Annotated in this window: 27 protein-coding genes; 16 read left to right on the top strand and 11 right to left on the bottom strand. The window is 62.0% G+C overall.

Going from position 1 to position 26,350, the window contains the following annotated elements:
• Positions 1–3 precede the first annotated feature (3 nt).
• Positions 4–972: a Bug family tripartite tricarboxylate transporter substrate binding protein gene (locus CEY09_RS18805; protein ID WP_088589828.1), complete on the top strand. Its 969-nt coding sequence runs from the start codon at positions 4–6 to the stop codon at positions 970–972.
• Positions 973–1,059: 87 nt separating this feature from the next.
• Here the strand turns inward: CEY09_RS18805 and CEY09_RS18800 are convergent, their stop codons facing one another.
• The 3 genes from CEY09_RS18800 to CEY09_RS18790 all read right to left on the bottom strand — a co-directional run bounded on the left by CEY09_RS18800 (position 1,060) and on the right by CEY09_RS18790 (position 4,947).
• The gene (locus tag CEY09_RS18800) at positions 1,060–3,423 is read right to left on the bottom strand and encodes a TonB-dependent siderophore receptor (RefSeq protein ID WP_088589827.1); all 2,364 of its coding nucleotides are present in this window, start codon (positions 3,421–3,423) and stop codon (positions 1,060–1,062) included.
• Positions 3,424–3,505: 82 nt separating this feature from the next.
• Positions 3,506–4,450: a FecR family protein gene (locus CEY09_RS18795; protein WP_088589826.1), complete on the bottom strand. Its 945-nt coding sequence runs from the start codon at positions 4,448–4,450 to the stop codon at positions 3,506–3,508.
• Positions 4,447–4,947: a sigma-70 family RNA polymerase sigma factor gene (locus CEY09_RS18790; RefSeq protein WP_167390113.1), complete on the bottom strand. Its 501-nt coding sequence runs from the start codon at positions 4,945–4,947 to the stop codon at positions 4,447–4,449. Before CEY09_RS18790 ends, CEY09_RS18795 begins: the two co-directional genes overlap by 4 nt.
• 114 nt (positions 4,948–5,061) lie before the next feature.
• Between CEY09_RS18790 and CEY09_RS18785 the strand changes: the two genes are divergently transcribed.
• The 3 genes from CEY09_RS18785 (at position 5,062) to CEY09_RS18775 (ending at position 7,701) form a co-directional block, all read left to right on the top strand.
• Entirely contained in the window at positions 5,062–5,676 is a 615-nt protein-coding gene (locus CEY09_RS18785; protein WP_088589824.1) for an ABC transporter ATP-binding protein, read from the top strand.
• A 698-nt stretch (positions 5,677–6,374) separates the two neighbouring features.
• Complete coding sequence (locus CEY09_RS18780; RefSeq protein ID WP_088589823.1) at positions 6,375–6,677, top strand: helix-turn-helix domain-containing protein; 303 nt, start codon at positions 6,375–6,377, stop codon at positions 6,675–6,677.
• A gap of 13 nt (positions 6,678–6,690) precedes the next feature.
• Positions 6,691–7,701 carry a reverse transcriptase family protein gene (locus CEY09_RS18775; RefSeq protein ID WP_088589822.1) on the top strand — a complete coding sequence of 337 codons (1,011 nt, stop codon included), beginning with the start codon at positions 6,691–6,693 and terminating at the stop codon, positions 7,699–7,701.
• Between the two features lie 351 nt (positions 7,702–8,052).
• Here CEY09_RS18775 and upx read toward each other — a convergent pair whose 3' ends face one another.
• Positions 8,053–11,868 (bottom strand): anti-phage protein Upx, encoded by a 3,816-nt coding sequence (upx, locus tag CEY09_RS18770; protein WP_088589926.1) that lies wholly within the window; start codon positions 11,866–11,868, stop codon positions 8,053–8,055.
• 450 nt (positions 11,869–12,318) lie between these two features.
• Here upx and CEY09_RS18765 point away from each other — a divergent pair, with 450 nt between their 5' ends.
• The 5 genes from CEY09_RS18765 to CEY09_RS18745 all read left to right on the top strand — a co-directional run bounded on the left by CEY09_RS18765 (position 12,319) and on the right by CEY09_RS18745 (position 17,502).
• Complete coding sequence (locus CEY09_RS18765) at positions 12,319–12,651, top strand: hypothetical protein (protein ID WP_088589821.1); 333 nt, start codon at positions 12,319–12,321, stop codon at positions 12,649–12,651.
• Between the two features lie 116 nt (positions 12,652–12,767).
• Positions 12,768–13,295: a sigma-70 family RNA polymerase sigma factor gene (locus tag CEY09_RS18760; protein ID WP_088589820.1), complete on the top strand. Its 528-nt coding sequence runs from the start codon at positions 12,768–12,770 to the stop codon at positions 13,293–13,295.
• Positions 13,285–14,382 (top strand): FecR domain-containing protein, encoded by a 1,098-nt coding sequence (locus CEY09_RS32700; RefSeq protein ID WP_088589819.1) that lies wholly within the window; start codon positions 13,285–13,287, stop codon positions 14,380–14,382. The genes CEY09_RS18760 and CEY09_RS32700 overlap by 11 nt, the downstream gene beginning before the upstream one ends.
• Before the next feature lie 180 nt (positions 14,383–14,562).
• Positions 14,563–17,043, top strand: coding sequence for a TonB-dependent siderophore receptor (locus CEY09_RS18750; protein WP_234818341.1), 2,481 nt, complete (start codon positions 14,563–14,565; stop codon positions 17,041–17,043).
• Between the two features lie 63 nt (positions 17,044–17,106).
• Complete coding sequence (locus CEY09_RS18745; RefSeq protein ID WP_088589817.1) at positions 17,107–17,502, top strand: YkvA family protein; 396 nt, start codon at positions 17,107–17,109, stop codon at positions 17,500–17,502.
• 17 nt (positions 17,503–17,519) lie between these two features.
• Here the strand turns inward: CEY09_RS18745 and CEY09_RS32320 are convergent, their stop codons facing one another.
• Entirely contained in the window at positions 17,520–17,693 is a 174-nt protein-coding gene (locus tag CEY09_RS32320) for a hypothetical protein (protein WP_167390112.1), read from the bottom strand.
• A 461-nt stretch (positions 17,694–18,154) separates the two neighbouring features.
• Between CEY09_RS32320 and CEY09_RS18740 the strand changes: the two genes are divergently transcribed.
• Positions 18,155–19,228 carry a hypothetical protein gene (locus CEY09_RS18740; protein WP_088589816.1) on the top strand — a complete coding sequence of 358 codons (1,074 nt, stop codon included), beginning with the start codon at positions 18,155–18,157 and terminating at the stop codon, positions 19,226–19,228.
• 18 nt (positions 19,229–19,246) lie between these two features.
• A complete protein-coding gene (locus CEY09_RS18735; RefSeq protein WP_088589815.1) occupies positions 19,247–19,567 on the top strand; it encodes a hypothetical protein in 321 nt (106 codons plus the stop codon).
• A gap of 81 nt (positions 19,568–19,648) precedes the next feature.
• Here CEY09_RS18735 and CEY09_RS18730 read toward each other — a convergent pair whose 3' ends face one another.
• The 4 genes from CEY09_RS18730 to CEY09_RS18715 all read right to left on the bottom strand — a co-directional run bounded on the left by CEY09_RS18730 (position 19,649) and on the right by CEY09_RS18715 (position 22,043).
• Positions 19,649–20,341 carry a hypothetical protein gene (locus CEY09_RS18730; RefSeq protein WP_088589814.1) on the bottom strand — a complete coding sequence of 231 codons (693 nt, stop codon included), beginning with the start codon at positions 20,339–20,341 and terminating at the stop codon, positions 19,649–19,651.
• A gap of 160 nt (positions 20,342–20,501) precedes the next feature.
• Positions 20,502–20,951: a DUF6389 family protein gene (locus CEY09_RS18725; protein ID WP_167390111.1), complete on the bottom strand. Its 450-nt coding sequence runs from the start codon at positions 20,949–20,951 to the stop codon at positions 20,502–20,504.
• Positions 20,952–20,961: 10 nt separating this feature from the next.
• Positions 20,962–21,612, bottom strand: a complete 651-nt coding sequence (locus CEY09_RS18720) for a hypothetical protein (protein WP_143219568.1) — start codon at positions 21,610–21,612, stop codon at positions 20,962–20,964.
• On the bottom strand, positions 21,612–22,043 hold the full coding sequence (locus CEY09_RS18715) for a hypothetical protein (RefSeq protein ID WP_143219567.1): 432 nt from the start codon (positions 22,041–22,043) through the stop codon (positions 21,612–21,614). The genes CEY09_RS18720 and CEY09_RS18715 overlap by 1 nt, the downstream gene beginning before the upstream one ends.
• An 87-nt stretch (positions 22,044–22,130) precedes the next feature.
• Here CEY09_RS18715 and CEY09_RS18710 point away from each other — a divergent pair, with 87 nt between their 5' ends.
• Positions 22,131–22,745, top strand: coding sequence for an ABC transporter ATP-binding protein (locus CEY09_RS18710; RefSeq protein ID WP_088589925.1), 615 nt, complete (start codon positions 22,131–22,133; stop codon positions 22,743–22,745).
• A 45-nt stretch (positions 22,746–22,790) separates the two neighbouring features.
• On the opposite strand, the gene CEY09_RS18705 is transcribed toward CEY09_RS18710, so the two are convergent.
• Positions 22,791–23,213, bottom strand: a complete 423-nt coding sequence (locus CEY09_RS18705; protein WP_088589810.1) for a hypothetical protein — start codon at positions 23,211–23,213, stop codon at positions 22,791–22,793.
• A gap of 15 nt (positions 23,214–23,228) precedes the next feature.
• Complete coding sequence (locus tag CEY09_RS18700; protein WP_006226096.1) at positions 23,229–23,603, bottom strand: glutaredoxin family protein; 375 nt, start codon at positions 23,601–23,603, stop codon at positions 23,229–23,231.
• A 451-nt stretch (positions 23,604–24,054) separates the two neighbouring features.
• Between CEY09_RS18700 and CEY09_RS18695 the strand changes: the two genes are divergently transcribed.
• The 4 genes from CEY09_RS18695 to CEY09_RS18680 all read left to right on the top strand — a co-directional run bounded on the left by CEY09_RS18695 (position 24,055) and on the right by CEY09_RS18680 (position 26,335).
• Positions 24,055–24,597 carry a helix-turn-helix transcriptional regulator gene (locus tag CEY09_RS18695; protein WP_377785591.1) on the top strand — a complete coding sequence of 181 codons (543 nt, stop codon included), beginning with the start codon at positions 24,055–24,057 and terminating at the stop codon, positions 24,595–24,597.
• A complete protein-coding gene (locus CEY09_RS18690) occupies positions 24,594–25,010 on the top strand; it encodes a VOC family protein (protein ID WP_088589808.1) in 417 nt (138 codons plus the stop codon). Before CEY09_RS18695 ends, CEY09_RS18690 begins: the two co-directional genes overlap by 4 nt.
• Before the next feature lie 81 nt (positions 25,011–25,091).
• Positions 25,092–25,499, top strand: a complete 408-nt coding sequence (locus CEY09_RS18685) for a RidA family protein (protein WP_088589807.1) — start codon at positions 25,092–25,094, stop codon at positions 25,497–25,499.
• Between the two features lie 221 nt (positions 25,500–25,720).
• Entirely contained in the window at positions 25,721–26,335 is a 615-nt protein-coding gene (locus tag CEY09_RS18680; protein ID WP_234818340.1) for a hypothetical protein, read from the top strand.
• The last annotated feature ends 15 nt before the right edge of the window (positions 26,336–26,350 follow it).

Genomic DNA, 26,350 nt, shown 5'->3' with positions numbered 1-26,350 from the left:
ACGATGACACGCCTTTGCACCGCTATCACCGCATTGCTGCTCTCGGTGGGACTGACGCCGGCTCATGCCGCAGACGCCTACCCTGCCAAACCGATCACGATCATCTACCCCTACGCGCCGGGATCGGCGTCCGACACGATGACCCGCCTGCTGGCGGAAGCCATGTCCAAGCGCCTGGGGCAGCCCGTGATCGTCGACGGCAAACCCGGCGCGGGCGGCTCGATCGCCACCGAGCACGTCGTGCGCGCCGCGCCCGACGGCTATACGCTACTGCTCAGCGCAAGCGGCACCATCGCCGTCAATCCGCACATCTACAAGCTGCGCTACAACCCCGTCGAGGACCTGGCGCAGATATCGATCGCCGTGGAAGTCCCGTTCGTGTTTGTCGTGGGCAAGCAGTTTCCGGCGCAGGATTATGCGGCGTTCAAGGCGTTAAGCAGCACCAAGCCCGGCGGCCTCTCGTCGGCGAACGCCGGGCTCGGCACCCAGGCGCACCTGACGCAGGCGGCCTTCGCCAAGCTGGCGGGAGTGAACCTGAGCATCCTGGGCTACAAAGGGGCCGCGCCCGCCGTCAACGACATTCTGGGCGGGCACGTGGATTCCATGATGGACAACGCCGCCTCGCAAATCCCGTATGTCACGTCGGGCAAGACGACTGCGTTGTTCGTCACCAGCGATTATCGGTTCGACGGTTATCCCCAAGTGCCCACGGCGAAGGAGCTGGGCATCACGGGGCTGGTTCCGACCGGCTGGTTTGGTTTGGCTGCGCCCAAGGACACGCCGCCTGCGGTCGTTGAAAAGATACAGGGGGCGGCGGTTGCGAGCCTTAAGGATGCCGAGATGCAGCGCAAGTTGAAGGAGCTGGGCTGGGTGATCGTCGGGAATACGTCGCAGCAGGCCACTGAACGGGCACGCACGGACTATGAGCTTCTGGGGAAGGTGGCTCGGGATATTGAGTTGAAGCCGAATTGAGGGGTTTGTGGCAACAAGGGCCGCATGCCTATGCGGCCCTTGTGCTTTTCGGGCAATGGACCTGCATCCCGGGTCCCTGAACAAGGCCTAGAACGCGTACTTCGCCGTCAACAAAAACGACCGCGGCGCGCCGAAGTGATTATTGTCCTGGTTGCTGCCGATCGCCTGGTAGTAATACTTGTCGAACAGGTTGTACACGTTCAAGCGCAGATCCAGATTCGGCGACGCCCGATATGCCACCACCGCATCCCACACGCTGTAGCCGGGCTGGCGCACGTTGTAGGCGGGCAAGCTGATCGCGCTCTGCACGCGCACCGCCCCGCCTACGCGCCACGCATTCAGCGCGCCCGGCAAGGTGTACATGGTCGAGAGCTTGAACAGATGGCGCGGGGTTTGCGTGTCGTAGGCCGCGCCCGCCCGCAGGCTGCCCGAATCCTCCAGGTACTTGGACTGGTTGTACGTATAGCCGGCCGACACCTGCCAACCCGGCGTGATCGCGCCCGCCACTTCGAACTCCACCCCCCGGCTTTGCACCTTGCCCGATGGCGCATAGCATTCGATTACCCCCGGGCCGCACTCGGACGTGGCCAGCGCAACCGGACGGTTGCGTTGGCGGATCTGGAACACCGCCGCGCTGGCGTTGAGCCGGCCGTCGTAATACTCCCCTTTGATCCCGGCCTCCAGATTGGTGCCGATGACCGGGTCCAGCGGCGCGCCGCTGGTTGACTGGCTGCTCTGCGGCTGGAACACGCTGGTCCAGCTGGTGTAGACGGAATGCTGGCGGTCCAGGTCGTAGATCAGGCCCGCGTAGGGCGTCAGCTCGTGCTTGACCTTATAGTCCGCGGGCGGGCTGACGTAGTCGCCGGACTTCAGCGTCATGTCGTACTCATACCAGTCCAGCCGGGCGCCCAGCATCAGCGTCAGCGGGTCGGCAAGGCTCAGGCGGGTGGTGGCGTAGCCGCTCATCTGGCGCTGGTATCCCTTGCGCGACCAGGGGTAGACGAACGCGGGCTTCTCGACGGCGCTGGAGTCCCAGTGTTCCGGGTCGACCGTCATGTTGTAGTCCAAGGGCCAGCCGCCGGGGCCGTCGTCGTCCTTGTTCTTCAGGAAGCTGCCGCCCAGCACCAGCTCATGCGTGCGGCCCAGCAGCGTGAAGGGGCCGCTCAGATAACCGTCCACGCTGTACTGCGTCTTGTCATAGGCATACTGGCCCAGCCCCTGCCCGAAGAACGTCGAGTCTTCCAGGGGGTACAGATAGCTGCCCAGCATGTTCATCTTGGCGCGCAGCGTGCGGGCGGTCAGTTTGCCGGACCAGCCGTTCTCGAAACGGTGGTCGAGCTCGGCGAAAAAGCTGGTGTTTTCCTTGTTCCAATAGGCCCAGTCCGGCGACAAGCGGATCGAACGATTGAAGTCATAGAAGCTGCCGTCCCGGCGCGTAGGCAGCCCATTCCAGTCCGCGCCCGGGTTGTCTTCCCGGTTGTAGTAACCGCCGATGCTGAGCGTGGTGTTGGCCGTGAGATCGGCTTCGATGGTGCCGTAGAAAAGCTGGCGCTGGTGCTCGTAGGCCTTCTTGAAGGTATTCGAATCCTGATAGGCCACCACGCCCCGGGCGCGCAGGGTGCCGGCCTCGTTCAGCGGGCCCGAGCCGTCGACCTCGCCCCGGTAATTGTCCCAACTGCCGGCGCTGGCCGTCACCGAGAACTGCGGCACCGCCGTGGCGCGCTTGCGCACCAGGTTGATCGTGCCCGAGGGGTTGCCGGCCCCCGTCATCATGCCGGCCGCGCCGCGCAGCACCTCGACGTGATCGTACATGGCCAGCGTCGCCACGCCCTGCGTGTCGTAGTCGTAGCCCAGCGGCACCCCGTCAGCCAGGAACGAACTGATCTCGAAACCGCGAGAGAAGAACTGCGTGCGTTCCCCGCCGCCGATCTGGCGCGTGGTCAGCCCGGTCGTATCACGCGCCACATCGTCCAGCGACTGAAACCCCCGGTCCTCGATCTGCTGGCGCGTCACCACGCTGACCGACTGCGGCGTCTCGCGCGGAGACAGCGCGAACTTGGTGGCCGTGGACATGACCGGCGTGGTGTAGGAATGGGTGCCTTCGGTCACGCCCAGCGTGGCCGCTTCCACCGTCACCGGCGCCAGCGTCGTCGTGCTGGCCGGCGCCACCGTCAGGCTGCCGTCCGGCGTGCGCCGCAGCTCCAGCCCGCTGCCGGCCAGCGCGCGAGCGGTGGCCTCTTCCAAGGACAACTGGCCGGAGACGGCCGGCGCGGACTTGCCCGCCACCAGATCCGCCCGAAACGAGATCACCGCGCCCGCGATGCGCGCGATCTGGGTCAGCGCCACATCCAGCCGGCCCGCGGGCAAATCGTATTGGCGCAGCGCCTGGGCATGGGCGGTGCAGGCGGCGGCTGCGATGACGCAGGCGGCCGGAAACCTCAGGGAAAGCATGGAACACTCCGTGGATGCGTGAGCACGCGTTCCCTGTATGTGCATCGGCGCCATCAAAAAAACACCCGGCGCGTAAAAAAGTTCAGGCCAGATCGATCATCACGTACCAGCCGCTCAACCGCTGCACCCGGATCGGCAAGGTATTCCTCAGCGCCTCCAGTGCCCGGTCGCCATCGTCCAGCGGAAACAGCCCCGTCACACGCAGCCGCGCCGCCTGCGGCGACATCCGCAACCAGCCCGGCCGGTACCGGGCCAGCGCATCCACCACGGTTTGCAGCGGCTCGTCATGGACTTCCAATTCGCCGTTCTGCCAAGCGGCGGCGTGTTCCTGGCCGTTCTGCACCGCATCCACCTGCCGCGCATCGAACCACACGCTCTGCCCCGGCGCCAAGGGCTGGCGCACGCCCGCCAGCGTGGTGACCTTGGCGGCCCCGCTCAAGGCCAGACAGAAGCTGCGCCCAGCCCCGCAGCGCACCATGGCGCGCCCCTGGCCGAGCCTGACCTCGCCTTGCGGCAGCCGCACCTGCAGCCCCTGGCTGCCCTCGACCTCAAAAATCGCCGCGCCCGCCGACACCCGCACCACCTGCGGCCCCTCCCACGACGCCGCGCTGCGCGCATCCAGCTCCATCGTGTTGCCGTCCGGCAAGGCCACCGATCGGCGCTCGCCGGTGCGGGTCACATAGCCCGCCGCCAGGGATTGCAACGGCACATAGCGGTCCGCCACGCCCGCGCCCAGCAGCAGCGCCCCGCCCGCCAGCGCCAGCTTCCCCAGCCGCCGGCGCTGCGCCAGCTGCGGCCCCACCAGCGAACGCCGCAGCGCATCGCCATCGGCCAGCAGCCCCGGCCGCAACGCATGCAACGTACCGTTCAGCGCCGCATTCAGCCGCTGCCACGCCGCGCCATGGTTCGGGCTCTCCGCCAGCCACCGATCAAACGCCGCGCGGTCCGCATCGCTGGCCTGCCCGCTGGACAAACAGACCTGCCATTCAATCGCCGCCTCGCGGGTGCGCGCATCCAAGGCCGTCATATCCCAAACACCTCGCAGCAACGGCGCAAAGCCTGCACGATGTACTTGCGCACCATGGTCGGCGACACCTTCAGCCGCGCCGCAATCTCCACATGAGTCATCCCATCAAGCTGGCTATACAGAAACGCCATCCTCGCCTTGGCAGACAGCACGTCCAGCGCCGTATCCAGCGCCTGCAAGGCCTGCAAGGTCTGCACCCGTTCCTCGGCCGACGGCTCCAGCGGCTCCGGCTGCAAGCGCAACACCTCCAGCCAGGCCTGCTCCAGCTCGCGCCGCCGCCACAGCCGCCACGTGATGCGCCGGGCGATAGTGACCAGCATGGCCCGCGGCTCGTTCAACTGCTCCAGCGCCGGCAGGCACAGCAACTGCGTAAACGTCTCGCCCGCCACATCCTCCGCGTCCTCGCGGTTGCGCAACCCATTGCGCAGCCGCCGCTCCAGCCACGGGTGGTCATTCTTATAAATGGTGGAAAACCGGCTATCGCGTGTCGAGTCCACGGCGTGCGCTATCAATGAATGGGAATCGTTATCAATTATTGCATAGCGAGCGCGGCCGCTTCTAGTCCCACCCCCCGCTTCTAGTCCACCCTGTTCCTACGTAAACCCCCCGCCATGCTACGACTCGACAATCTCAGCAAACGCTACGGCGACTACCTCGTCTTCCAGGGCCCCACCCACCGTTTCACGCCCGGGTGCGTGGCCCTATGCGAAGAAGACAGCACCGGCAAATCCACCCTCCTGAACCTCATCGCCGGAGTCATCGCGCCCGATAGCGGAGACGTGTGGATAGACGGGCATTCCCTGACCCACGCGCCCCAACAAGCCAAGGCCCGCCTGGCCTACGTGCCCGACAACTGCCTCGCGTTCCCCACGCAGACGGGGCGCGGGCTGCTGGAACAGGTCGCGGCGGAAAAGAACGTGGCGCTGGATGAGGCCACCCTGGAGCTGGCCTATGACCTGGGCCTGGAACCGCATCTGGACAAGCGCTTTGAACAGATGTCGACCGGCACGCGGCGCAAGGTGTTCGTGACGGCGGCGGCCTTGGGCGATCCGGCGGTGGTGATCGGGGATGGGCCTAGCAATGGGTTCGATGCGCGGGGGCGGGCGGTGCTGGCGGAGCTATTTAAGGCTTGGGGGAAGGATCGGGTAGTGTTGTTTGCGAGCCATGATGGGGAGTTGGTGGAGGGGTGTGGGGCGGAGGTGATGGATGTTGGGGTGTTGCGGTAGTGGGAACCGGATTTCTATGGGAGCGAAATGTCATGTTAGTTGGCCGCTCTGATCATGCCAAAGTTGTAGTACGACAACATACGTCGGACCCTCCTGATCAGAAGTAGGCGGTAATTGGTCGTGATCATGAAAAATTTAGGGACGGGTGATGGCTTTTTTTCGCTGGTAGCGAAAAAATTTGACTATTGAGCGAAAGATGCCATATTATCCACTCAGCGGTAAACGGAGATTTTTTCTCGCGGTTGTGGGGGTTTCGGCCCCGTGGAGGCTTCGGCTTCTGCCCATTCCCGCGTCTGGCAGCTGGCGGTGCTCCGTCATGGATGACGACATGCTGCAGAGGCGAGGGGATAAGCCGTTTTCGGCGAGAACCGAAAACGGGTGATTAGGTAGGGGGAAAGACGCAATTCGCTCCGTATTTGACAGTCCTGGTTGTATGCGAGATGGCCTAATTTTGGGTCGCAACCGGAGCAGTAAATATGTCAAATAAACAACCCGCTGAATTGCGTTCGCCTAGTGCGAAAAAGGAGCGCTCCCTATTGGGAGTGCTGAAGTCTGCACTGAAGTTGGTCAAATGGTGTGTCATTCTATTTGATTGGGTTGAAAAACTCTGGCAAAAGAGTGAGCCTTTGAGGAGCTTTGTCGCGGACTTGTTTTCGTAGGGGCTTACCCCGCCCTTATTACTCCTTTGGGAGATCGTTATGCTTAACGAAGCCCTACGTCTTATACGTGCCTATCATGATCTGTCTCAGAGCCAACTGTGCTCGGAGTTAGGCATTTCGAATTCTTATTTGTCCGAAATCGAATCAGGTAAAAAATCACCTTCATTAGACTTGTTGAATAAGTACAGCGTTAGATTTGACGTGCCAGTGTCTTCTCTAATGTTCTTCTCTGAGTCACTGGATAGTAAGAAAGTAACGGATAGACTGCGCGTTGGGGTTGCTCGTAAAGTGGTGTCACTTTTGCAATGGGTGGAGCAAAAGAAACCAAAGTCCAATATCTAGAGAAGAATAGGCTATGGCCAAGCGTGAACTGTATGACATTAATCAGTGTGCGCTGTATAGACTAGGTTCCAAGACCAGACTCTCTATACTTATTGGAGTGCCGAAATCTAAGTTGCTCGCTCTGGTTAATAGTTTGGAGAACTACAGGGTTTTTCCCTTGCCACAGGAAGTGTGCCAATTTACGGGCAAGGTTAGAAAAGAGCGGTTAGTGCAGGAACCAAAGCCTGAATTGCGTCGAGTCCATGAGCGCATTCACAAGCTGCTCTCTCGTGTACGTCCTCCTGAATATGGGCATGCAGCTGTTAGAGGTCGTTCCTACCGTTCGAACGCCGAGGCCCATATTAACGGCCGCCGTGTCGCGACATTTGATGTGCGGCGATTTTATCCTTCCACCTCACTCTCCGCCGTCAGGAACTTCTTTGCCGATCAGTTGTGCTGTGCGCCTGATGTAGCAGACATACTTGCTCGGTTGTGTTGCTATAGGAATGTCAAAGAGGCGAGCTCACTTCTCGGGTTACCTACAGGAAGCCCGTTGAGCCCCTTGTTGTCGCTATACGCAAATAAACCACTCTTTGATGCACTGTATCATTATGCTGGACGCCACAAATTAGTCTTTACCTGTTATGTGGATGATCTGACGTTTTCGGGAGCTTTGCTCCCTCGAGGACTTTCGCAGTTTGTGACAAAAATGGTGGAGTCATGCGGGCATACCCTTGCTCAGGAGAAGACTCGATTTTTTCGAAGCAATCAAGTCAAACATGTAACCGGTATTGTTATTTCAGATAATGAAATAAAAGTTCCACATGCTCGATTTTTGAAGGCAAGGGCCATCGCATCGGCGATCGCCAAGCATGCACCTGCAGATGTGCAGCAACGGCTGTTGCTGCAAAGGAAGCTAGCAGGCTTATTGGGTGAGGCAGCGTTCCTGGACGGTCGATACGCCGGTTGGGCGAATCGTTCCTATGTGGATCTGAGAGCGATTCAGGAGGAAGCCCGTGCGGCGGAGTTACATAGTCCTGAGTGAGGGCTTTCGCGCTCTAAAGAACGGACCTCAGAATATGGTTTTGGCAGGCAAATTCTCTGAAGTGAAAGCCTGGTATCCCTTTCAGTACGCAGTGCCGTCCGTGGTAAGAATTTGAACGCCCGCTTAGTGGTTGCTGGTGATCGGAGTCCGAAGGTTGTTTAATGGCAAGCAATACCCCACTCCCGATGGCTGTCTATTTATCACTGACCAAGGTGGTCTAACCCTCAAAGGGTTTGGCGTTCCAAGCGATCTGCTTTATCGACATCGTGGGCGTACTGGCCTTCAACGAGAGAATCCATAGGTGCGATATTCAAGAGGTTTAGTCGCATAGCTATTATCCGACATCCATCATCAAAATTTCAGAAGATCGGCTGGGCGCCCGACATAGGTGCCTTCTAGTGCCTCAATCTGCGACTGGGCGTAAGCGACGGGGGAGACACCACTGAAGACAAGCCATGACGTAAGCTGAGGACTGTCCACGGATGTGAACCGAGCCATATCGGCGATGTTCTCCTTTGCGAGCGTCACGCGCATCAGATGCTTTCTTAGTTTGTCTGGTTTGCCCTTTATGTGATCACCTTGATATTCGGAGAGCTGCGAAGCGACTTCCGAGTAGTTCCGAGCAAGAGACAGATCCTTGCATTCGATGATGAGTATCTGATCACGATCCGATCGCCAAGCGAGAAGATCAATGTCACCAGGGTTGTTTGGTAGATTTCTGCGAAGGATTTCAGGGAAACCGATTCCGCGTCGAACCGTCCAGCCTGCTTCACGGAGTTCTATTTCCAAGGTTTTCTCGAACGTGTGTCCTTCCCGTGCCTCCCCCAGCCAGGTATCTCGCATACCTTCTGTGCGGAAAAAGTCGCGTTTTAACTGTCCAGTATACGCCCCTTCGAAAATATATTTCAGGGACATATTCAGCAGTCCGGGTGCGACGACAATCAATGGATCGTGACTCTCGTCAATCTGCAACAAGGGCCGAGCCGCAACAGAAAGGCGCCGACCATACCGCCAGGGATAGATATCAGAAAGATCAAACCCATCCGGAACGTCATTCCATTTCGGGCGCGTTCTGAGCACGAATTGATTGATAAACGCTGCAATGACGTCCTCGTCGAGGCCGGCCGATTTACCGACATATTCTAGTTGGCTCCGATTCATCTCGAAGATCATCGAATGCTGCTCTATTCCGATTGACTCGAGGGCTTGGACAAATCGCATGCCATCCTCGATAACAAAGCCCATCTCTGCCTTCCAGAATGCAAGGAAAGTTTCGGTGTCGCTGCCGACCTTTGCGACACCTGCTAGGTCTTCTTTGGCGGCCACATCTTCCACTTCGCTAGCCTTAAAGTAGTTCTGTTCGAATCGTGCGGCTTGCGCCTCAAACTGTTCGTTGGTTGCTTTTGACAGCAGTGGCTCAAGCACCATTTCTCCGAGCTCATCGCGAAAGAGAAGGTCTCCTAAGGGAGAGATGCGGACATCGGCAGGCAAAGCACCGAAACGCACTGCATCCGACATGCCACCGATGCGGAAGAGCAATGATGCACGTGCAAGGAGCCGACCGAGTGCCATATCTGAGGGCTCAATTCCGTCGCTTATGGGACATGCGCAGAGAGCCAGTTCAATGACTAGCCGGGAAGTCAGCGCTGCACCCGCATAGCGGGCCATTTGCCTAGCAATCGTCGCCTCAACACCATCCTCCCCTGCATGCAGGCCGAGGACGGCTGCTGCCGTACGATACCAGTGGTTCTCGTCGCTGCGTGCCCGTGCGAAATTTTCGAGAAGACGCAGCACAGTCTGCTTGCGATCAAAGCGGGAGAGCTCGCTCTGCATGTCTTGGAGGAGCACATCAACCACGTCATTGAGGAGCTTTCCAACCGCTTTCTTTCCTTCATACCGTGCGGGCGCGTCTGCAGCAACTGCCCGCCATCCGAGCTCGATTCGTGCTGCAGCCGAATCGATGTCTTCAATGGTCAAAAGGCGCCGGGTCAGCGAACTGCGCAGATAGACACTGAAGTCAAATGTCAACATGAGGTGGAAGCTCCGCGCTGCGTCATTGGGCACTGCCATCTGTTCGACAATGACCCCTTTTTCGACCGGCGCATCCATCCGAAGAAGCGTGGCAAACGCGGTGCCGAGTGCGCGCACCAGAGCGCGCTCTGCACGGTTGTCCGGCGCACGAAAGCCGGCAAGATACCCATCTTTGAAAACTACCCGAATTGTTCTGTGCTCACGGATACGTTCAAGTTGCCAAAAGGTATTCAGATCCTCAAGCGGCTTCTGCCCTTCGAAGCGGCCAATGTCGTCACTACCTGCAAAATGCAGATAGACTTTTAGTGACTTCCTTGTTGACTGCTCACTCATGGCTTCCAGCGCTTCACCAATCCGCCCAAGCCATGTTTGAACCATTTTGGCAAGTTCGATGACGAGCCCGCGATCTTGCATGTCGGGAGCTTCAATCGTCACCCAAGGATTGATCTGCCCCTCATACACGCAGGTCAGACGTTGCGCATCAAGTTCGTCAATGGATACGTAGCACTTGCTCTCCCGTTCGGTCGGGAAAAAATCCTCTGCTGAAGGCCTCATCACTCGGTGCCATTTGCCATTGTTGTCCCTAGTGCGATGTCGGTCGTATCCTATGTCTGCCGCTATCCGCACGTCACGGAGTAAATTCGTCGGAATCATCAGCATCAGCGGGCGCTCGGGCGTAATGCGCTCCTCTGGCAATTGGTCGTGAGGAATCATGTGGCCCTCATTGGCACGTATCCAGCCAACAAGGTTGAGGGTTCCGTTCATGTTGACGAGTCGCACCCCGGCTTGCGCGACTCTCTCTTCCGCATCCTGCACACGCCAAAAGACAAGCGGTGACATCTCGGACAACGACCCTAGCCGGACAAAATCCGCGCCAGACATCCCCTCAAACTGCCAGCCATCGGACAATTTGGGAGCCATACCTGCAAAACCCGCACCCCATCCGCAGCCCACGCGCACAACCATGCCACGCTGGAAGCCGGGTTGTTTGGCGAGGCTAACTGTGGCGTTCATGACAGAAGAGTCTAGGAATTGCGCGGTCACCTCGTCGAGCTGAAGCATGCTGCTGAAACCTGTGTCCGTGTGCTGCTGTGTAGAGGGCAGGACAAACTGGAGCACCATAAGGTGGCCGACATCGACGGAGGAGATAGCAATCGCTGTTCGGATCGTCCTGTACTTCTGCCAAGACAATCTCAACCGCCCGCCACTGCCGAAGACCGGCATCTCGAAGAAGGTTCGCGCATAGGTGTTTGCCAGCGCTTGGTCCAAACTACTCAATTCGCCTGTTCGATTGGCGAACGCAATCACAGCGTGGCGAAGGGCAATGGTGATAGCCGTAGGGAACACAACTACAAGGCCACCTGGCGTGCGAAGCAGCGGTCGCTCCTCAAGTATTCCGGCCCCAGGTGTTTGACTGCCAAGCTTGCTTATCTGTGACGGATCAAGCATGAAAAGTGCAAGGTCTGCAACTACTATCCCCTCTGCTCGAAGCAAACGATCGGGCAACAGGACACGTGAACAGAGCTCGTCCGCATCAAGCCCACCAGTGTCAAGCGAGATAGGGGTGTCGTCCCCTCCGGACTGAAAGCGATGTAGCCCTGAGCGTGCGCAAACGACGTCTGAGAGGCGAAGAAGCGCCTGTATAGCGCGCTTAAGTGAATGATATCGACGGGTATTCGGCATGTCGCTGACAATATTGACCATCAGCTGGGTATAAAAACCCGCGGCCTCCCACACCCCTTCCAGTACGCGGTAATCACCTCTCGCGTTTCCGACTAGGGAAACGAATACGTCTTCTGCTGGATCTTCTCCAATGGCACTGCTCGATTCGCCGACGGCACCATGCCAGCGCCGCGCGTCATCAACCGTGGCAATCTGCTTGCCTTGGCAGTAGATAAGGGCAAGGGCCGCTAGGAACTCGAAGCGCAAGCACTCGGATTGGTGTGCAGGGAGAGTGAGAAGGCTAGCGAGCAAAGCCACCGTGCTGTCTCGCTCAAAGTTGGCAAGCTCGGCGACAACCATAGCGTTGTCCTTCGCTATATCATCAAACGAGCGCTCGAGATTTGCCCAAGTAGTTTGTTCGCTCATTGCATCAAAGAAGGCATGTAAGTCCGAGGGAGGGAAATGCTCGTTCACGCAATGCTCCAAAAAATCTTGCCAATTCGATTTGAAAATAAATAGGGAGGCTGTGCAATTAAAGTTAATAGACGACCGTTATTGGCCGGAAGCAGTCTACGGCAATAGACTACTTACGACCGGTTGAATGCACAGTCGATAGCAGACCAGCCTTAATGAGCATTCGGCACTGACTGTCGCCAAATTGTCTCTCCTGACCGCTAAGGGCTCCGCCATCGCCGTATACTCCCCCCACTACCTCACAACGGTAGCCCGGTTTGGAAGCCGGTAAATTCGTCGGTGCGGACCTTGGGTCCGCATGCCTTTGCACGCCCAATGGGCGGGCCTTGGCAGGGGTGCGCTAGCCGCACGCCGGTTTCCGACGATTCCGGTCTTCCAACCTTGTCCTGTGCCCGCCCACCCCATTTGGAAGTGGGGTAGCGGGATTTCCCACATCGTCGGAGGAAGTCCATGCAATCCCACCCCCTCACCCAAAACCCCTGGTCCGTCGACACCGATCCCGAGTACGGCCTGGTCCCCCTATCCCCTCTCTACCAAATCGACCGAGCCCGCTACGCCATCGCGGCCATGGCACGCATGGTCGGCAACAGCGCATCCGAGCCCGACGCAACCGGCGGGCAGCCGCTAGACGCGTGGACGGTGGCGGCGTTGATGGGTGGGGTAGAAGGCTTGTGCGATCACTTGGGGACCTTGGCGGACGCCATGCTGGAGCAGGCGCGGGCTTGCGGCGCGGATGCGGACCCTTGCGGCGTGTTGCACGACGCGCCGGCGTCGTTGCAGTAGGCGCCCGCCCGAAGACAAAGCCCCGCCCGCGCCGGCGGGCATGGGGGACGAACGCTGGGCTTGGGCCAGTATTCGTCTGGATATAATGGAAACAATTCCCATTCCCAAAATATCCCATGCCCGCCACCCCCAGCGCCAGTTCCGACGCCGGTATCGCGACGCTGTACCGCGACCATCATTCCTGGCTGCACGGCTGGCTGCGGCTGAAGCTGGGCGATGCGCATCGCGCGGCGGATCTGGCGCAGGACACGTTCGTGCGCCTGCTGTCGGCAAACTCCACCTCCCCTTCTGACACCGCGCTGCGCGAGCCGCGGGCCTACCTGCGCACCATTGCGAACCGCTTGCTGGTGGACCATTGGCGGCGGCTGGAGATCGAGCGCAGTTATCTGGCGGTGTTGCAGACTTATCCGCAGAGCCATTGGCCCTCGGAAGAATCGCGGCTGTTGATTCTGGAGTCGCTGGAGCAGGTGGCGCAGATGCTGGGCCGCTTGAAGCCAGAGGTGCGCGAGGTATTTCTGTTGGCGCAGATGGAGGGGCATACGTGCCCGCAGATTGCGCGGCAGGTGGGGAAGTCGGTGGCGACGGTGGAGCGTTATCTGGCGCAGGCGTTGCAGCACTGCTATCGGCTGGTCTATGGGGTTTGATCGGGCGGGCGTGTCGCCCGGGGCGCCAGGCGCCCGTGCGGAGAACGGCGCCGAGGACGGCGCGGAGGGCGCGGCGGATCGGGCGGTGTTGGACGAGGCCATCCGTTGGCGCATCAAGCTGCAATACAACACGGCGGACGCGTCGGCGTGGCAAGCGTTCGATGCCTGGCTGCGGGCGCAGCCGGCGCATGCGTTGGTGTGGGAGCGCTTGCAGGCGCTGGGCGCGCGTTTGCAGCGGCCGGCGGCGGAGATGCCGGGCGAGGCGGCTGCGCAGATTCTGCGGCAGACAGAGGCGGCGCAGGCGCGGCGGTCGCGCCGCAAGGCCTTGATGTCGCTGGGGGCATTGGCGGCGGGCGGTTGGGTGGCGTGGCGGGCGGGGGATGCGCCTGCGGTGCGGCACGCGTTGGCCGATGTGTCCACGTCGCGCGGCGAGCGGCGCCGCGTCACGCTGCCGGATGGCGGCACGCTGGTGCTGAATACGGAGACGGCGGTCGATATCGATTATGGCGGGCCGGTGCGGCGCATTCGTTTGCTGGCGGGCGAGGTGTATTTGATCTCCGGGCAAGACCCGCTGTCGCGGCCGCTGTTCGTGGAGACGCGCGACGGGCGGGCGCAGGCGCTGGGTACGCGGTATCGGGTGCGGCAGTGGGACGACGGCAGCGAGGTGGCAGTGGATGAAGGCGCGGTGGCGTTGCTGCCGCGCGATGGCGCGGGCGAGGCGGCGGGTGCGACGCTGCGGGCCGGGGAGTCTGCGCGGATGACGCCGCAAGGCGTGCGGGCGCTGGCGCCGGTGGAGGGGCGCGTGATGGATGGCGGGGCCTGGGTCGAGGGGGCTTTGTCGGTGCGCGATATGCCGCTGGACGCCTTCTTGCAGGAGCTGTCGCGCTATCACGGGGCGATCGAGTGCGATACGGCGGTGGCGCGGTTGCCGGTGTCGGGCGTGTTCCAGTTGGACGATACGCGCAAGGTGCTGGCGCTGCTGCGTCAGATTCTGCCGGTGGAGCCGCAGGCGGGGCGCTTGTGGTGGGGCGGGCGGGTGACGCGGGTTCGGGCACGCGCACGGGCGCCGGAACGGGCACGGGGCTGAACAAACAAAAAATGCCCCCACGCTGCGCCTGCGGCTTGCTGCCCCCCGAGGGGGCGCTTTTTGTCTTGGGGCGGCCCGGCAACAAAAAAATCTGAGGGGATGGGCGAATTCGTTCGTCATACCGGTTGTAGCAGTGCGCACTGCCCAGCACCGACCGACCCTCATTGGAGTATCCCTTTCGTGAAGACCCATCGTCTCCGGGCCGCGACGCCGTCGTCCGGCGCGCGGGCTTGCTTGCGCGCTTGCCCCCATCCCTTCTTTACCGTGCTGCTGCCGTTGGCGGCGGCCTTGGCCGCCTTGTCGGCGCCGCCGCCCTCCTACGCCCAGGCCGCGCCGGCCAGGGCGGCGCAGTCCGATGCTGCCCGCGTGTACGCGATTGCGCCGGGGCCGTTGAATGACGCGCTGGCCGCGTTTGCGCGGCAGGCGGGGATTTCGCTGGGGTATTCCTCGTCGCAATTGAGCGGGGCGCGCAGCGCGGGCCTGAATGGCCAGTACGGCGTGGCGGAGGGCTTGCGCGCGCTGTTGGCGGGCACGGGCTATCGCGCGGTGAATGTGGACGGCGGCATCCGTGTGGAGGCTGAGCCGCCGTCCGTCACCAGCACGCTGGCGCCGGTGCTGGTGACGGGCGCCTATCATGCGCAGACCGAGGGCACGCAGTCTTACGGTTCCAGCATGGCGACCATCGGCAAGACCGAGCAAGCGCTGAAGGACATTCCGCAGTCGGTCACGGTGGTGACGCGCAAGCGGTTGGATGACCAGAACCTGTCGACGATCAGCGAGGTGTTGGAGAACACCACGGGCGTGACGATCAGCGAGGTGGCCGACGGCGGGCGCAATTTCTACTCTCGCGGGTTCAAGATCACGAATATCCAGTACGACGGCGTGCCGCTGTCGCGCAGTTTCTATGCCGTGGGCAATAGCTTTACCGGCAGCACGGCGTATCTGGACCGGGTGGAGGTGTTCCGCGGCGCGCAGGGGCTGTTCGAAGGCGCGGGGCAGCCTGGCGGCTCGGTGAACCTGGTGCGCAAGCGCCCTACCGCCGAGACGCAGGTGTTGCTGGAGGCGCGCGCGGGCTCGTGGGACCACGTGGGCGGCATGCTGGATGCGGGCGGGGCCTTGAACGCGGATGGCAGCCTGCGGGCGCGGGCGGTGCTGGATCTGGATTCCAAGGGGTCGTTCATTGATGTGGTGAAGGAGCGCAACACCAATCTGTACTTTGCGTTGGATTACGACCTGTCGCCCAGCACGACGGTGGGCGCGGGCGTGCTGGTGTCGCGCCTGCGGTCCACGCCGTTCTTCGGCGGGCTGCCGCGTTATAGCGATGGCAGTTCGCTGGGGCTGAAGCGGTCGACCTTTCTAGGCGCGGACTGGAACCAGTGGGACCGGGACGAGACGCAGCTGTTTGCGGACGTGACGCATCGTTTCAACAGCGATTGGCGCGTGAACGTGGCGGCCACCTACGTGAAGGAGACGAGCCTGACTTCGGCGCTGGACGCGACGGGCGCGGTGGACCCGGTGACCTTGATGGGGCCGATGCGCAACGCGTGGAATTACGACAAGTCGGCGGAGCACATCGGTTTTGATGCGAATGTGAACGGGCGCTTCACGGTGCTGGGCATGGCGCAGGACCTGACGGTGGGCGTGAGCCTGTCGCGGCTGACGTCGACGGACCGCATCGAGTACGCGTCCAACTATCTGCCGCTGGATGTGTTCCACCCCAATCCGCATGTGCCCAAGCCAGACAGCTTTCCGGATTCTCAGCGCACGTCGCGCTATGAACCCCATGTGCAGAAAGGCATTTATGCGCAGCTGCGCAGCAGCCTGACGGAAGACCTGACGCTGGTGTCGGGCGGGCGTTTCAGCTGGTTTGAAAGCCGCTACACCACGCAGGCCGCGACGTGGGACGACGTCAGCACCGCCAAGGCCAGCGCGGAGTTCACGCCCATGGTGGGGCTGGTCTACGCGCTGACGCCGCAATGGTCGGCCTACGCCAGCTATGCGGATATCTTCGAGCCGCAAACGGCCACCACGCTGGACGGCAGCATCTTGAAGCCCATCGTCGGCGCGAACTACGAAGTGGGCGTGAAGGGCGAGCTGATGGACGGCAAGCTGAACACGTCGTTCGCCCTGTACCGCATCGACCAGAAGAACCGCGCGGTGCAGGACTACGAGGCCGGGCCGGTGTGCAACGGCGGCTACTGCTCGCGCGCCGCGGGCAAGGTGCGCAGCCAGGGCTTCGAGACGGAGATGAGCGGCGAGCTGATGCGGGGCCTGCAAGTGGCGGCGGGCTATACCTTCAACAGCAACAAGTACCTGAGCGACCCGGACCGCGAAGGCCAGACTTTCAGCGAGGAAACGCCGCGGCACCTGTTGCGTCTGTGGAGCGAATACCGCTTGCCCGGCCAGTTGAACCGCCTGAGCGTGGGCGCGGGCGTGAACTGGCAGAGCGCGCTGACCAACAGCATTTCGAAGGTGCGCCGGCCGTCTTACAGCGTGTGGAACACCCGGGTCGCGTATGACGTGACGTCGAATTGGACGGCGGCGTTGAACGTGAACAATCTGTTCGACAAGGTGTATTACGAGTATCCGGGCTATGTCGAGAACCGCAACAACTACGGCGCGCCGCGCAGCGTGACGTTGACGTTGCGCGGGCGGTTCTAGTCGGGCGGCCGTCCGTTCTAGAATTTGTGGATCTTCCCGCACAAGATCCGCTTACCGCGCACCATGAACGTCAGCGACCGCCTAAAAGCCTGGGCCAAGCGCATTAAGCGCGACGGCCTGACGCTATGGTTTGCCAGCAAGCACGCCCGCACGCCTTGGGACGCCAAGGCGCTGGGGCTGTTTGTCGTGGCCTACGCGCTCAGTCCCATTGATCTGATTCCCGACTTTATCCCTGTGTTGGGATACCTCGACGATGTGTTGCTATTGCCCGGCCTGATCTGGCTGGCCATCAAGCTGTTGCCGCCGGACGTGCTGAAGGAATGCCGGGGCCAGGCGGATGCCTGGATGCAGTCGCAGGGCAAGACGCCGCGCAGTCTGGGCGGGGCGGCGATGATCGTGTTGCTGTGGGTGGGGATAAGTATTGCGGCGGGGTTCTGGCTTGCGCGGTGCTTTCGATAGTGCGCTGACCCCTTTCATCAGGGTGCCTTCCTCTTCTCCTCCTTTTCTTGCTTCTCCTTTTTCTCTCCATCGTAGTGAGATTTGATGGCGAGAAACATGCCCGTGCCCAACACGAGGAGCTTGAATGTACCGAAGATTACAGGGACCCAAAAATTCATTATTTCCTCAAAACGCCGCTTCAGCAGCTTCATTTACGACTCGTGGCCGGGCAATACGCTCCCAATCGTACCTGCGCTATTCGCCAATCGACCGGATCAGTTTGGCTGGATTTCTAGTGATCAGTCTGTTCGCAGGTACGTTCCTGGTGACAACGCAACTTGCCGCGCCCAGGGCGCAATCGGTCTCAGCGTCGCAGGCGGCGTGCGCGCGGTTTCGAACTGATCGAGGATGCGCGCATCCTTGCAGAAAGGAAGGTTGCGCCTTCGGTCTTTGGTATAGACGAATGTGCCGTGCGAGATTGATGGTCCGGCATCTGCAGGAAGATCCGGCGTGCGGCGGCGCGACGGTGTGGCTGGCCACGCAGACCGGCAGTTAAGCAAGCGGCGGGGCCGACGCGATATCATGGCCTGGCCTTTCCCCGTCGGGGTGTTGCCTGGCTCTGCCGCGTGCAATGCCCCGTTCCTTCCCGCCTCGGACACAGGAACCCAGAACGATGCCGCTTTTCCCCACGCTTGCCCGCGTTAGCCTGCTTGCCCTTCTCGCCCCGGCGCTGGCGCTTGCCCAGCCTGTCGAGCCGGATTTCGCCGCGCGCACCGCCGCGTTGGTGGAGCGCCATCGCGTGAATGTGGATGATTTGCTGGGCAACGCACGGCAGGAGGGAATGGCGCTGCTGGTGATTCCAACCCTGAACCTGGACGTCGGACCCCAGCGCGATTTCGAGGATGACGCGACGCGCGATCGCTTTGTGCGTCAGCGCAGCACGTTCGTGCACTGGAACCACCAGTCGGAGAAGGACACCGCGATCAGCGCCGGCGCGGGGGATCACAAGATGAATTCGGGCGACCCCGGGCCGCAGTTCCAGACGGTGCGCGGCAAGCTGCTGTATCAGGTGATTCCGGTGTGGCCGGGCGAATACAGGCTCAACCGCATCACCTATCACCAGCCCCGCACCGAGCTGCCCGCAACGGTACCGCCGCAAAGCGCCATGGAGCGGTTGAAGAAGATCGGCATCGCGACGCTGGATTACGCGGTGGATCGCGAGTTCAAGATGACCACGCCAAAACCGCCATCCGGGAAAGAGGACGAAGACGGCCTGGGCAAGGGTTGCGAGGTGGTGCTGCGGGCCGGCGGCGGTTGCGACGAAGCGGCGCGCGAGGTGCGCTGGCGCATCAACGGAGAGATCGCATTCAATGCGGGCCAGGCCGATGCCGCGCCGACGCCCGGCATCGACGCCGAACTGATTTTTTCGCCGATCGCCGCCATCAAACTCGAAGCGGGCGAGGCCGTGCTGACGGATGGTTTCGTGTTGCCCGTCGATCAGCCGGTCATGACGCCGGATTCGTGCGAAGAGACTTCCCTCGGCCCCACCTGCACGATGGATTCGCTGACCTTGACGCGCCTGCCCGCCAGCCTGGAAGATTTCCGGCAGGCGCCGAGCGCGGGTAGCTTCAATTTGCCCAAGCTGGATGCGGCGCTGCGTGACCTGAGGTACCGGGCGCCCACGCTGTACTACAAGCCTGCGTCCGAGGCGACGCCGAATCAGATCCGGGCCGTGGGGACGGACTAAGATTTGAATGGAAGCGGAATGGACGCAAAGGAATTCGTCGCCAACTGGAATGCGCTAAGGGCGGAGTTGCTGGCGGCCTTTACGGCGCCGGAGGCAACCAGCGAGGTCGCCGCCAAAGTCCGGGCAATGGGGTTGTCAGCCGGGCAATCCGTTCAGATGCAGGGCGTCCTCGACGCCGTCGTCAGAGACACGATGGTTGCGTTGCTGCTGGGTCTGGACGGGGAGGCCAGCATCGGGGACAGCCAGCAGGCGTTCACGATCACGGATGAAGACGGCAACGTGATTCAGGGCATCGAGGAGGCCGCATGGGAGTGTTTCCATGGTGCCGCCGGGCAATGAGGCAAGGCGCCTGTTGCGGACCTTGCACACTGCGCAAAAAATTCCAGGAAACCTGATCGGGCCGCTGCGGGCCCGAAGCCGTCACGCGCTTTCGCCCGCCCTGCCCGTCGCATCGCGATACGCGACCGCATACATAGCCGTCGCGACGAACGTAGCCAGGACACTAAGCACGACGCCCAACGCGGCATAGGCCACATCAGCGCCCGTCACGAACGTGTACGTCAGCGGGGACAGCACACTCGCGGTGAAGCCGGCCACGACGACCAGCGCCAGCAGCATGAGCATCAGCGGCCAACGCGGGTAGGGCATGGCCGCGCGAATGTGGCCAAAGCCATATTCTCCCGTCGTCGCGACGCGCGACAGGCTCAGCCCATACGTCGCAAGCGCGTACAAGACAGGCAGCCAGATAATCGCCGCGGACGCGATCAACGCGCCCCAGAATCGGATGTCTTCCGCGCCGTTCAGCAGCACATAGACCACAAACGGCAAATCGCCGGTCGCACGACCCAGGGCCGCGACGGCGATGGTGAGCGCGCCGAGCAACACCAGGTGCTTGGCCTCTGCAGTGCCGCCGCGCGCGGTGGTGTCGCGCGGGACGTTCCCCAGGACGACGACCCGATGCCAGGCGAACGTCATGCGCGCGAACGCGATCAGGTTGATCAGCGTGAGCGCGACAAACACCAGATCCGTCAGCTGATATAGCGGGGTGTCCGCCAAGGCGAACGGCAGCGACAGCGTGAACACGGCAAGCGACCACGGCGCGGCGGCCAGCATGGACCGGCCCTGTTGTCGGATGAGCCCAGCTGTCGCGGCGAAAAAGCGACCTGCCCCGAGTTTGCTCGACACGAGATTCCTTTGCTCTGAACTACGGGTTTCGTTATACCCCAGCCACCGCATCACCCTTGTGTGGCGTGCCGGCGCGCTGGAGCTTGCCTCAAACAGGCAGTTCGCGCGGCATCGACGTGCCGGCGTCTTCATCGCCATAGATGAGTCCGGGCAACGGCGATTTGCCCCGCCCGACGTTTGCCCACAGCACTTCGATCCAGTCCGCCGCCGTATCGACGATGGCGTCCTGTACGACAAAGTCGGGCTCGTCCAAGCCGAACGTCGGCACGGCCGGGGTTACCCCGCTGGCGGTGTGGCGGACGTCGAACAAGATGCGATGCGCATCCACCGCCTTGTTCAGCACATAAAGATCGGGGCCTTCAAGGCTGACGACGACAGAGAACGTGCCCTCGCCGTCCTGGTCCGGGAAGATGCCGACACGGATTTCGCGGGCCTTCTCAGGCAGGGCCGCGATCAGCGCGGCCAAGCGCGCTTGCGCCTTCTCGGAATGCCGGTCCAGCACGCGCCGCAGCGCGGCTTGATAGTCTTGCCGATTCATTTGCATCCCCTTATTGCCCCGCGGCCTCATAGCTCACTACAGGCTGGCTACGCGGGTCCTGACGGAAAAACACGATGTTCTCGAACGGGATCGGATCGGCGTCCCAGCGCCAATACGGCTTGGTGGCGCCCGAAAAGCCGCTGTAGCGATGCTCGTACTGGTTGTAGCAACCGACATGCACGGGGTCGCGGCCGGCGCCATGCGTTCGCAGTGCAATGACCAGATCGCCCCATTTCGGATCCTGTCCAGACTCCACCACCGACGCGGGGGCAAACCGGTCGTCTTCAAAACGCTGTCGGGCCGATTGTGAAAAATGGGCTCGCAGGGCCTGCTGGATTTTCTCGCGCAGCGGTTCGTCGTCGGGCGAGGCGTCGCCGCCCATGTCCGCGATCAGTTGTTCGGCTTGCCGGCAGACGCCTCCCAGCTCCGGGCCGATGCGCTCTTCCAGTCCGGCCGCCAAGCCGTCGCGCTGCATGCTGCTGAAGGACAAGCCGGCGATCGCTACCGCCAGCATCGCAGCGCCCGCGCCAAAAGGCCAAGCCGGCGTGCGTCGGCCGGCATAGCGCAACGCCGCCAAGACCAGCAGCAAATGCACCGCCACGAACAGCAGCGCGTAACCGGCCACCATCCAGTAGTGATAGAACGTGAATCCTGTAAGCATCACGGCGTCCCCCTGCTCGCCCGGCGAGACAGCTTTACGCTGCCGATGCTGGCCGCGACCAGCATCAGGCTCGTCAGCGTCGCGATGCAGAAAAGCGGGAAGAGGTCGTCGGTGATGATCCAGCTCAGTTGCTCGCCCAGGCCATACGGTCCGAACGCCCGCGCACGTTCGCGGTCTGCGCCGGCGAAGATGCGGGTCCAGAAGCACGCGGCCAGGGCGCCGTGCAGCCAGATCGCCAGCGCGTAGCGCTTGATGTAGACCAGGCAAAGTATGGCAAGCGCGCCCGTCCAGACGCTGATCACCGATAGCCGGCTGGCTTCGAAGAGCTGCATGCCAGGCTTGGAAAGCAGCCAGATCAGGGCGAATATCGCTATCGCACTGGCCGCGCCGACGGGCCAGGGGATCGGAGTTAGATTGATTTTTCGGGTCATGGGTGCGACGAATATACCTGATCGGACACGGCCAAAATCCGGATGCAGGATCTGGCCGCGGACCGCGTTCGTGCGTACACTTCCGGCATGCTACGCATCGACAATCTCACCAAGCGCTACGGCGACTATCTCGTCTTCCAGGGGCTGACTCACACGTTCGGCCCGGGATGCGTGGCGCTATGCGAAGAAGACAGCACCGGCAAATCCAGCTTGCTGGGCATTATCGCGGGTGCGGTCGCGCCGGATGCCGGAGACGTCTGGATAGACGGGCATTCGCTGACGCATGCCCCGCAAGAGGCCCGGGCCCGCCTGGCCTACGTGCCGGACAATTGCATGGCCTTTCCGGCGATGACGGGGCGTGCGTTGCTGGAACAAGTCGCCTTGGACAAGCAGGTTGCCGTGGACGACGCGGTGCTTGATCTAGCTTACCGGCTGGGGCTGGAACCGCACCTGGACAAGCGCTTCGAACAGATGTCGACGGGCACGCGCCGCAAGGTCTTCGTGACGGCGGCCGCCTTGGGTGACCCGGCGGTGGTGATCGCAGACGGTCCCAGCAACGGGTTCGACGCACAGGGCCGCGCGGTGCTGGCCGAGGTGTTCAAGGCCTGGGCAAAAGATCGCGTTGTGCTGTTCGCCAGCCACGATCCCGAACTGGTTCAGGCGTGCGAGGCCAGAACAATCAACGTTGCCGATCTGCGCTGACTGAACGCGGCCGCAACCAAGCTCTGGCGACAGGCCTGAGACCTGTCAGTGCGGCTTCCAGGTCAACCCGTCTTTCGAACGGTACTCGGGTTGGCCCGAGCAGCACCCGCCTGCGCCGAACGCCTGACGCCCGATGAAGGCCGTGATAAAGCCTTTGCCTTCGGTCAGCGATTGGTTGACGCATATTGTGGGCAGCGGATAGAACTCACCCTCCAATACCAGCGTCCAGGTCACATTCTCGCCTTCGGCCGCGTCCACCTTGTAGACCTTGCAGTTGTTGACAAGCAAGTGAATGGGCTTGCCAGCCAGCACCCCTTTGAACTGGTGGTGCGGCGGCGTTTCGCGCGTGGCAATGGTTTCGGCGGTGAGTGTCGACCCTGGCGGTGGCGGCGGAAGAGAAGGTTCGCAACCCGCCAGCACGCTTGCCGCGCACAGCGTCAGTGCCAATCGGCGGGCAAGGCGCATCATCTTGGAAAACTCCGGTCAGGCGACGTTGGCGAAGCGCTGTTCAAGATAGGCGATGATGTCGCTGGACTCGTACATCCAGCGCGTGCCGCCCGCCTCTTCGATACGCAAGCAAGGCACCTTCACCTTGCCGCCACCGGCCAGCAATTGTTCGCGTGCCTGCGGATCGCGCTTGGCGTCGTGCAGGGCCACCGGCACGTTCAGGCGATGCATGGCGCGTCGCGTCTTGACGCAGAACGGGCAGGCGTGGAATTGGTACAGCGAGAGTGCGGCCGCGTCTTTGTTGACGGCCGCCTGGCCTTGCGGCGAACGCTTCTGCGGGCGCGGCCGCGTCAGGGCGTCGCCCGCGACGATCAATTGACCCAGGCCGACACGCAAGGCTTTAACAATCATGGATTTGGACTCGAAATGCGAAGGGAGGCGGTCAGTCTACTCCCTGCGGCGCATTGGTGCGGCGCGCATTCTTGAGCCCGCTGCAGGTCGCGAGACATTGCGTTCTCTGCCCTTCTCTTCGTCGGATTTCAACTTCCGTGCGTGCTATGGCGGAGCGAGGCCTCGGTCCGGATGGTGAAATGTTCTCAGAGCTTGTAAGCGGTGGTGGTGTTGATCGTCTACGCCAAAGCCAGATTCGTTGACCTGCCGGCCTCATTTCCGGCCAAAATCAAGGAGAGTCTTGATGCCTGAAAATGCCGATGCTGAGATGGCCGAGTTTGAAGCGGCACTGCTGCACAGCATCAAGCAAGCTGCCCAGGGCCAATATGCCCGTGTGCATACGCCTGCTGAGATTGTGCGGGGGCCAGTCCTCTACACTCAGATACACCCCCCTTTTCCAACGCCCGCAATCATGAGATCCCGCGCCGCCTCGCATGCCCCGCCGCCTGCGTCCCCACCGGATCCGGCCGCTACGGAGCCATTGCAGGATGCTGCCCTGCTGCGCCGTTTGCTGCGCGCCAAAGACCGCATGGATGCCGCTTCGCACGAGGCCTGGCCGGTCAGCCGGCTGGCGGAGGTCAGTGGGGTCTCGGAGGCCTATTTCGCGCGTTCCTTCAAGCGGGCTTTTGGCCTTCCGCCGCACCGCTATCTGCTGACGCGCCGGATCGAACAGGCCGTCTCGTTGTTGCGCGATACCGAGCTCAGCATCACCGACATTGCCTTTTCGACCGGCTGGCAAAGCCTGGGCACGTTCGGCCGCATTTTCCATGACGTCACGGGCTTGTCCCCCAGCGCCATGCGCAGCGAGGCGCGGGCGACGATGCCCGACATCGGCCGGGTGCCCGCGTGTGTCGTGAAGGCCGCGCAGCGTCCTGATCTGGGCACCGCAGTTTTGGAGAAGCGCCGCCGCTTGGCCGGCAATACAGTGGGGGCCTCAACCAAGGAGGAGCCATGAACGAAGGTATCAATGTGGTGGGCGTGTACGTCGACGATCAGGACGAGGCGCTGGCGTTCTACGTAGACAAATTAGGATTTCGCATCCACACGGATGTGCGCAATGGCCCGTATCGCTGGCTCACGGTCCAGCATCCGGATCAGCCCGCGTTCCAGCTTGGCTTGTTCGCACCGGGCCCGCCTGTCCATGACGAGGCCACCGCAAAAACCTTGCGTGCCATGGTCGCCAAAGGGGCCATGCCGCCCCTGGTGCTATCGGTGTCGGACTGCCGCGCCAGCTACGCCAGACTGAAGGCGCTGGGTGTGGAGTTCACGCAGGAACCCATAGACCGCTATGGCAGCGTGGACGCCGGCTTCCGTGACCCGGCCGGCAATGGCTGGAAGATGATTCAGGCGCCCACCGGCAAGGCGTAGGCAGCAGCCACCCAGTGACGGTCGGTTGCCGTCCAGGCTAGCTAAAATCCAACGCTTCACTCCATTGGAATTCAGCCTGCCATGACCGACCGACAGATCATCCTCCCCGATTCGATGAAGACGCTTGCTGACCGGGCCGGCTACGCGCCTGCGGTGAAGGTCGGGCACACGGTCTATTGCGCCGGGCAGGTGGGCAGGACGCCTGATCTGCAGGTCATCGCGGATCCGGAGGCGCAGTTCGCCGCGGCCTGGGAAAACCTGCGCGTGGTGCTCGCCGAGGCCGGCTGCACGTTCGAGGACGTGGTGGACATGACGACCTACCACGTCGACATGTCCACCCACATGGACGTGTTCCGGGCCGTCAAGGACAGGACGTTTCCCCGCGGCCGGTGTGCGTGGACGTGCATCGGCGTGAGCGAGCTTGCGCGGCCCGGGCTGCTGGTCGAGATCAAGTGCACGGCGATTGCGAGGCCTGCTGCCGCAGCCTGAGGCGTTGATCCCGCCCCGTCACCGGGCCAGTCAGAAGAAGGCAGCGCCGATACCATCCGTGCCGGTGCACACGGTTTTTTGGATTAGTCCAGGCACCGGCACGGCCATCCTGGTATCAAATGTGGCGGCAAGCTTCACTCCTGCTCAGGTCTTTGACATGGCGAGGTGTATTCATGCCGCAATGCCGATTTCCCCTGCGAATCCTGGCTGCCGTCGGCGCAATGCTGACGCTATCGAGCGGCGTGGCCCTTGCCCAAGGGGCCGGCCAGATGGGCGTGGCCGCGGTGCCGCAGGCGCCGGGAAAATTCTGCGAATGCAGGTTCTCATCAGGGCAGTACGAGGCCTATAGCACCGACGGCACATGCACCGTCCAGCGGTACGGCGGCGGGCGCAAGTGCGAATTCGGCTTCGCGGGCGTCGGCGCCAATCCCGGCGTGCTCAGTTCCCTGCTGGGTCAGGATGCCTATAGCGCGCAATTTCGCCTGGCACCCGAGATTCTGGCCCGCTATCTGGCGTTTGCCCAAACGGGCGACACGACGTCGTTGTCCGACAGCAAGTTCATTGAAGCCGCCCTGCCCGTGCTGGCGCGGGCCAGCCTGTTCCGCGAAGCCGTTGTCCGCGCAGAACTGCCCATCAAGCAGATGGATGCCGAGATCGTCGAGTTCTCAAGAAAATACAGCGAGGTCATTTCCGCAGTGTTCCGCGGCAAGCAGGCGCCTCAAACGATCAAGTGGAGCCCCAACAGCCAGTTCGAGATCGGACAGGGCTTCGTGCAGCTGGATTTTCAACAGCAGTCGCAATTGCTGGTGCTGTTCTTTGCCAACGCGAAACGGTGAGAGACCATGGATCTG

Source organism: Achromobacter marplatensis (assembly GCF_002209535.1).
GTDB classification, from domain to species: Bacteria; Pseudomonadota; Gammaproteobacteria; order Burkholderiales; family Burkholderiaceae_B; genus Achromobacter; species Achromobacter marplatensis.
The sequence above is the reverse complement of the archived record's forward strand: the minus strand, read 5'-3'. Positions and strand labels throughout refer to the sequence as shown.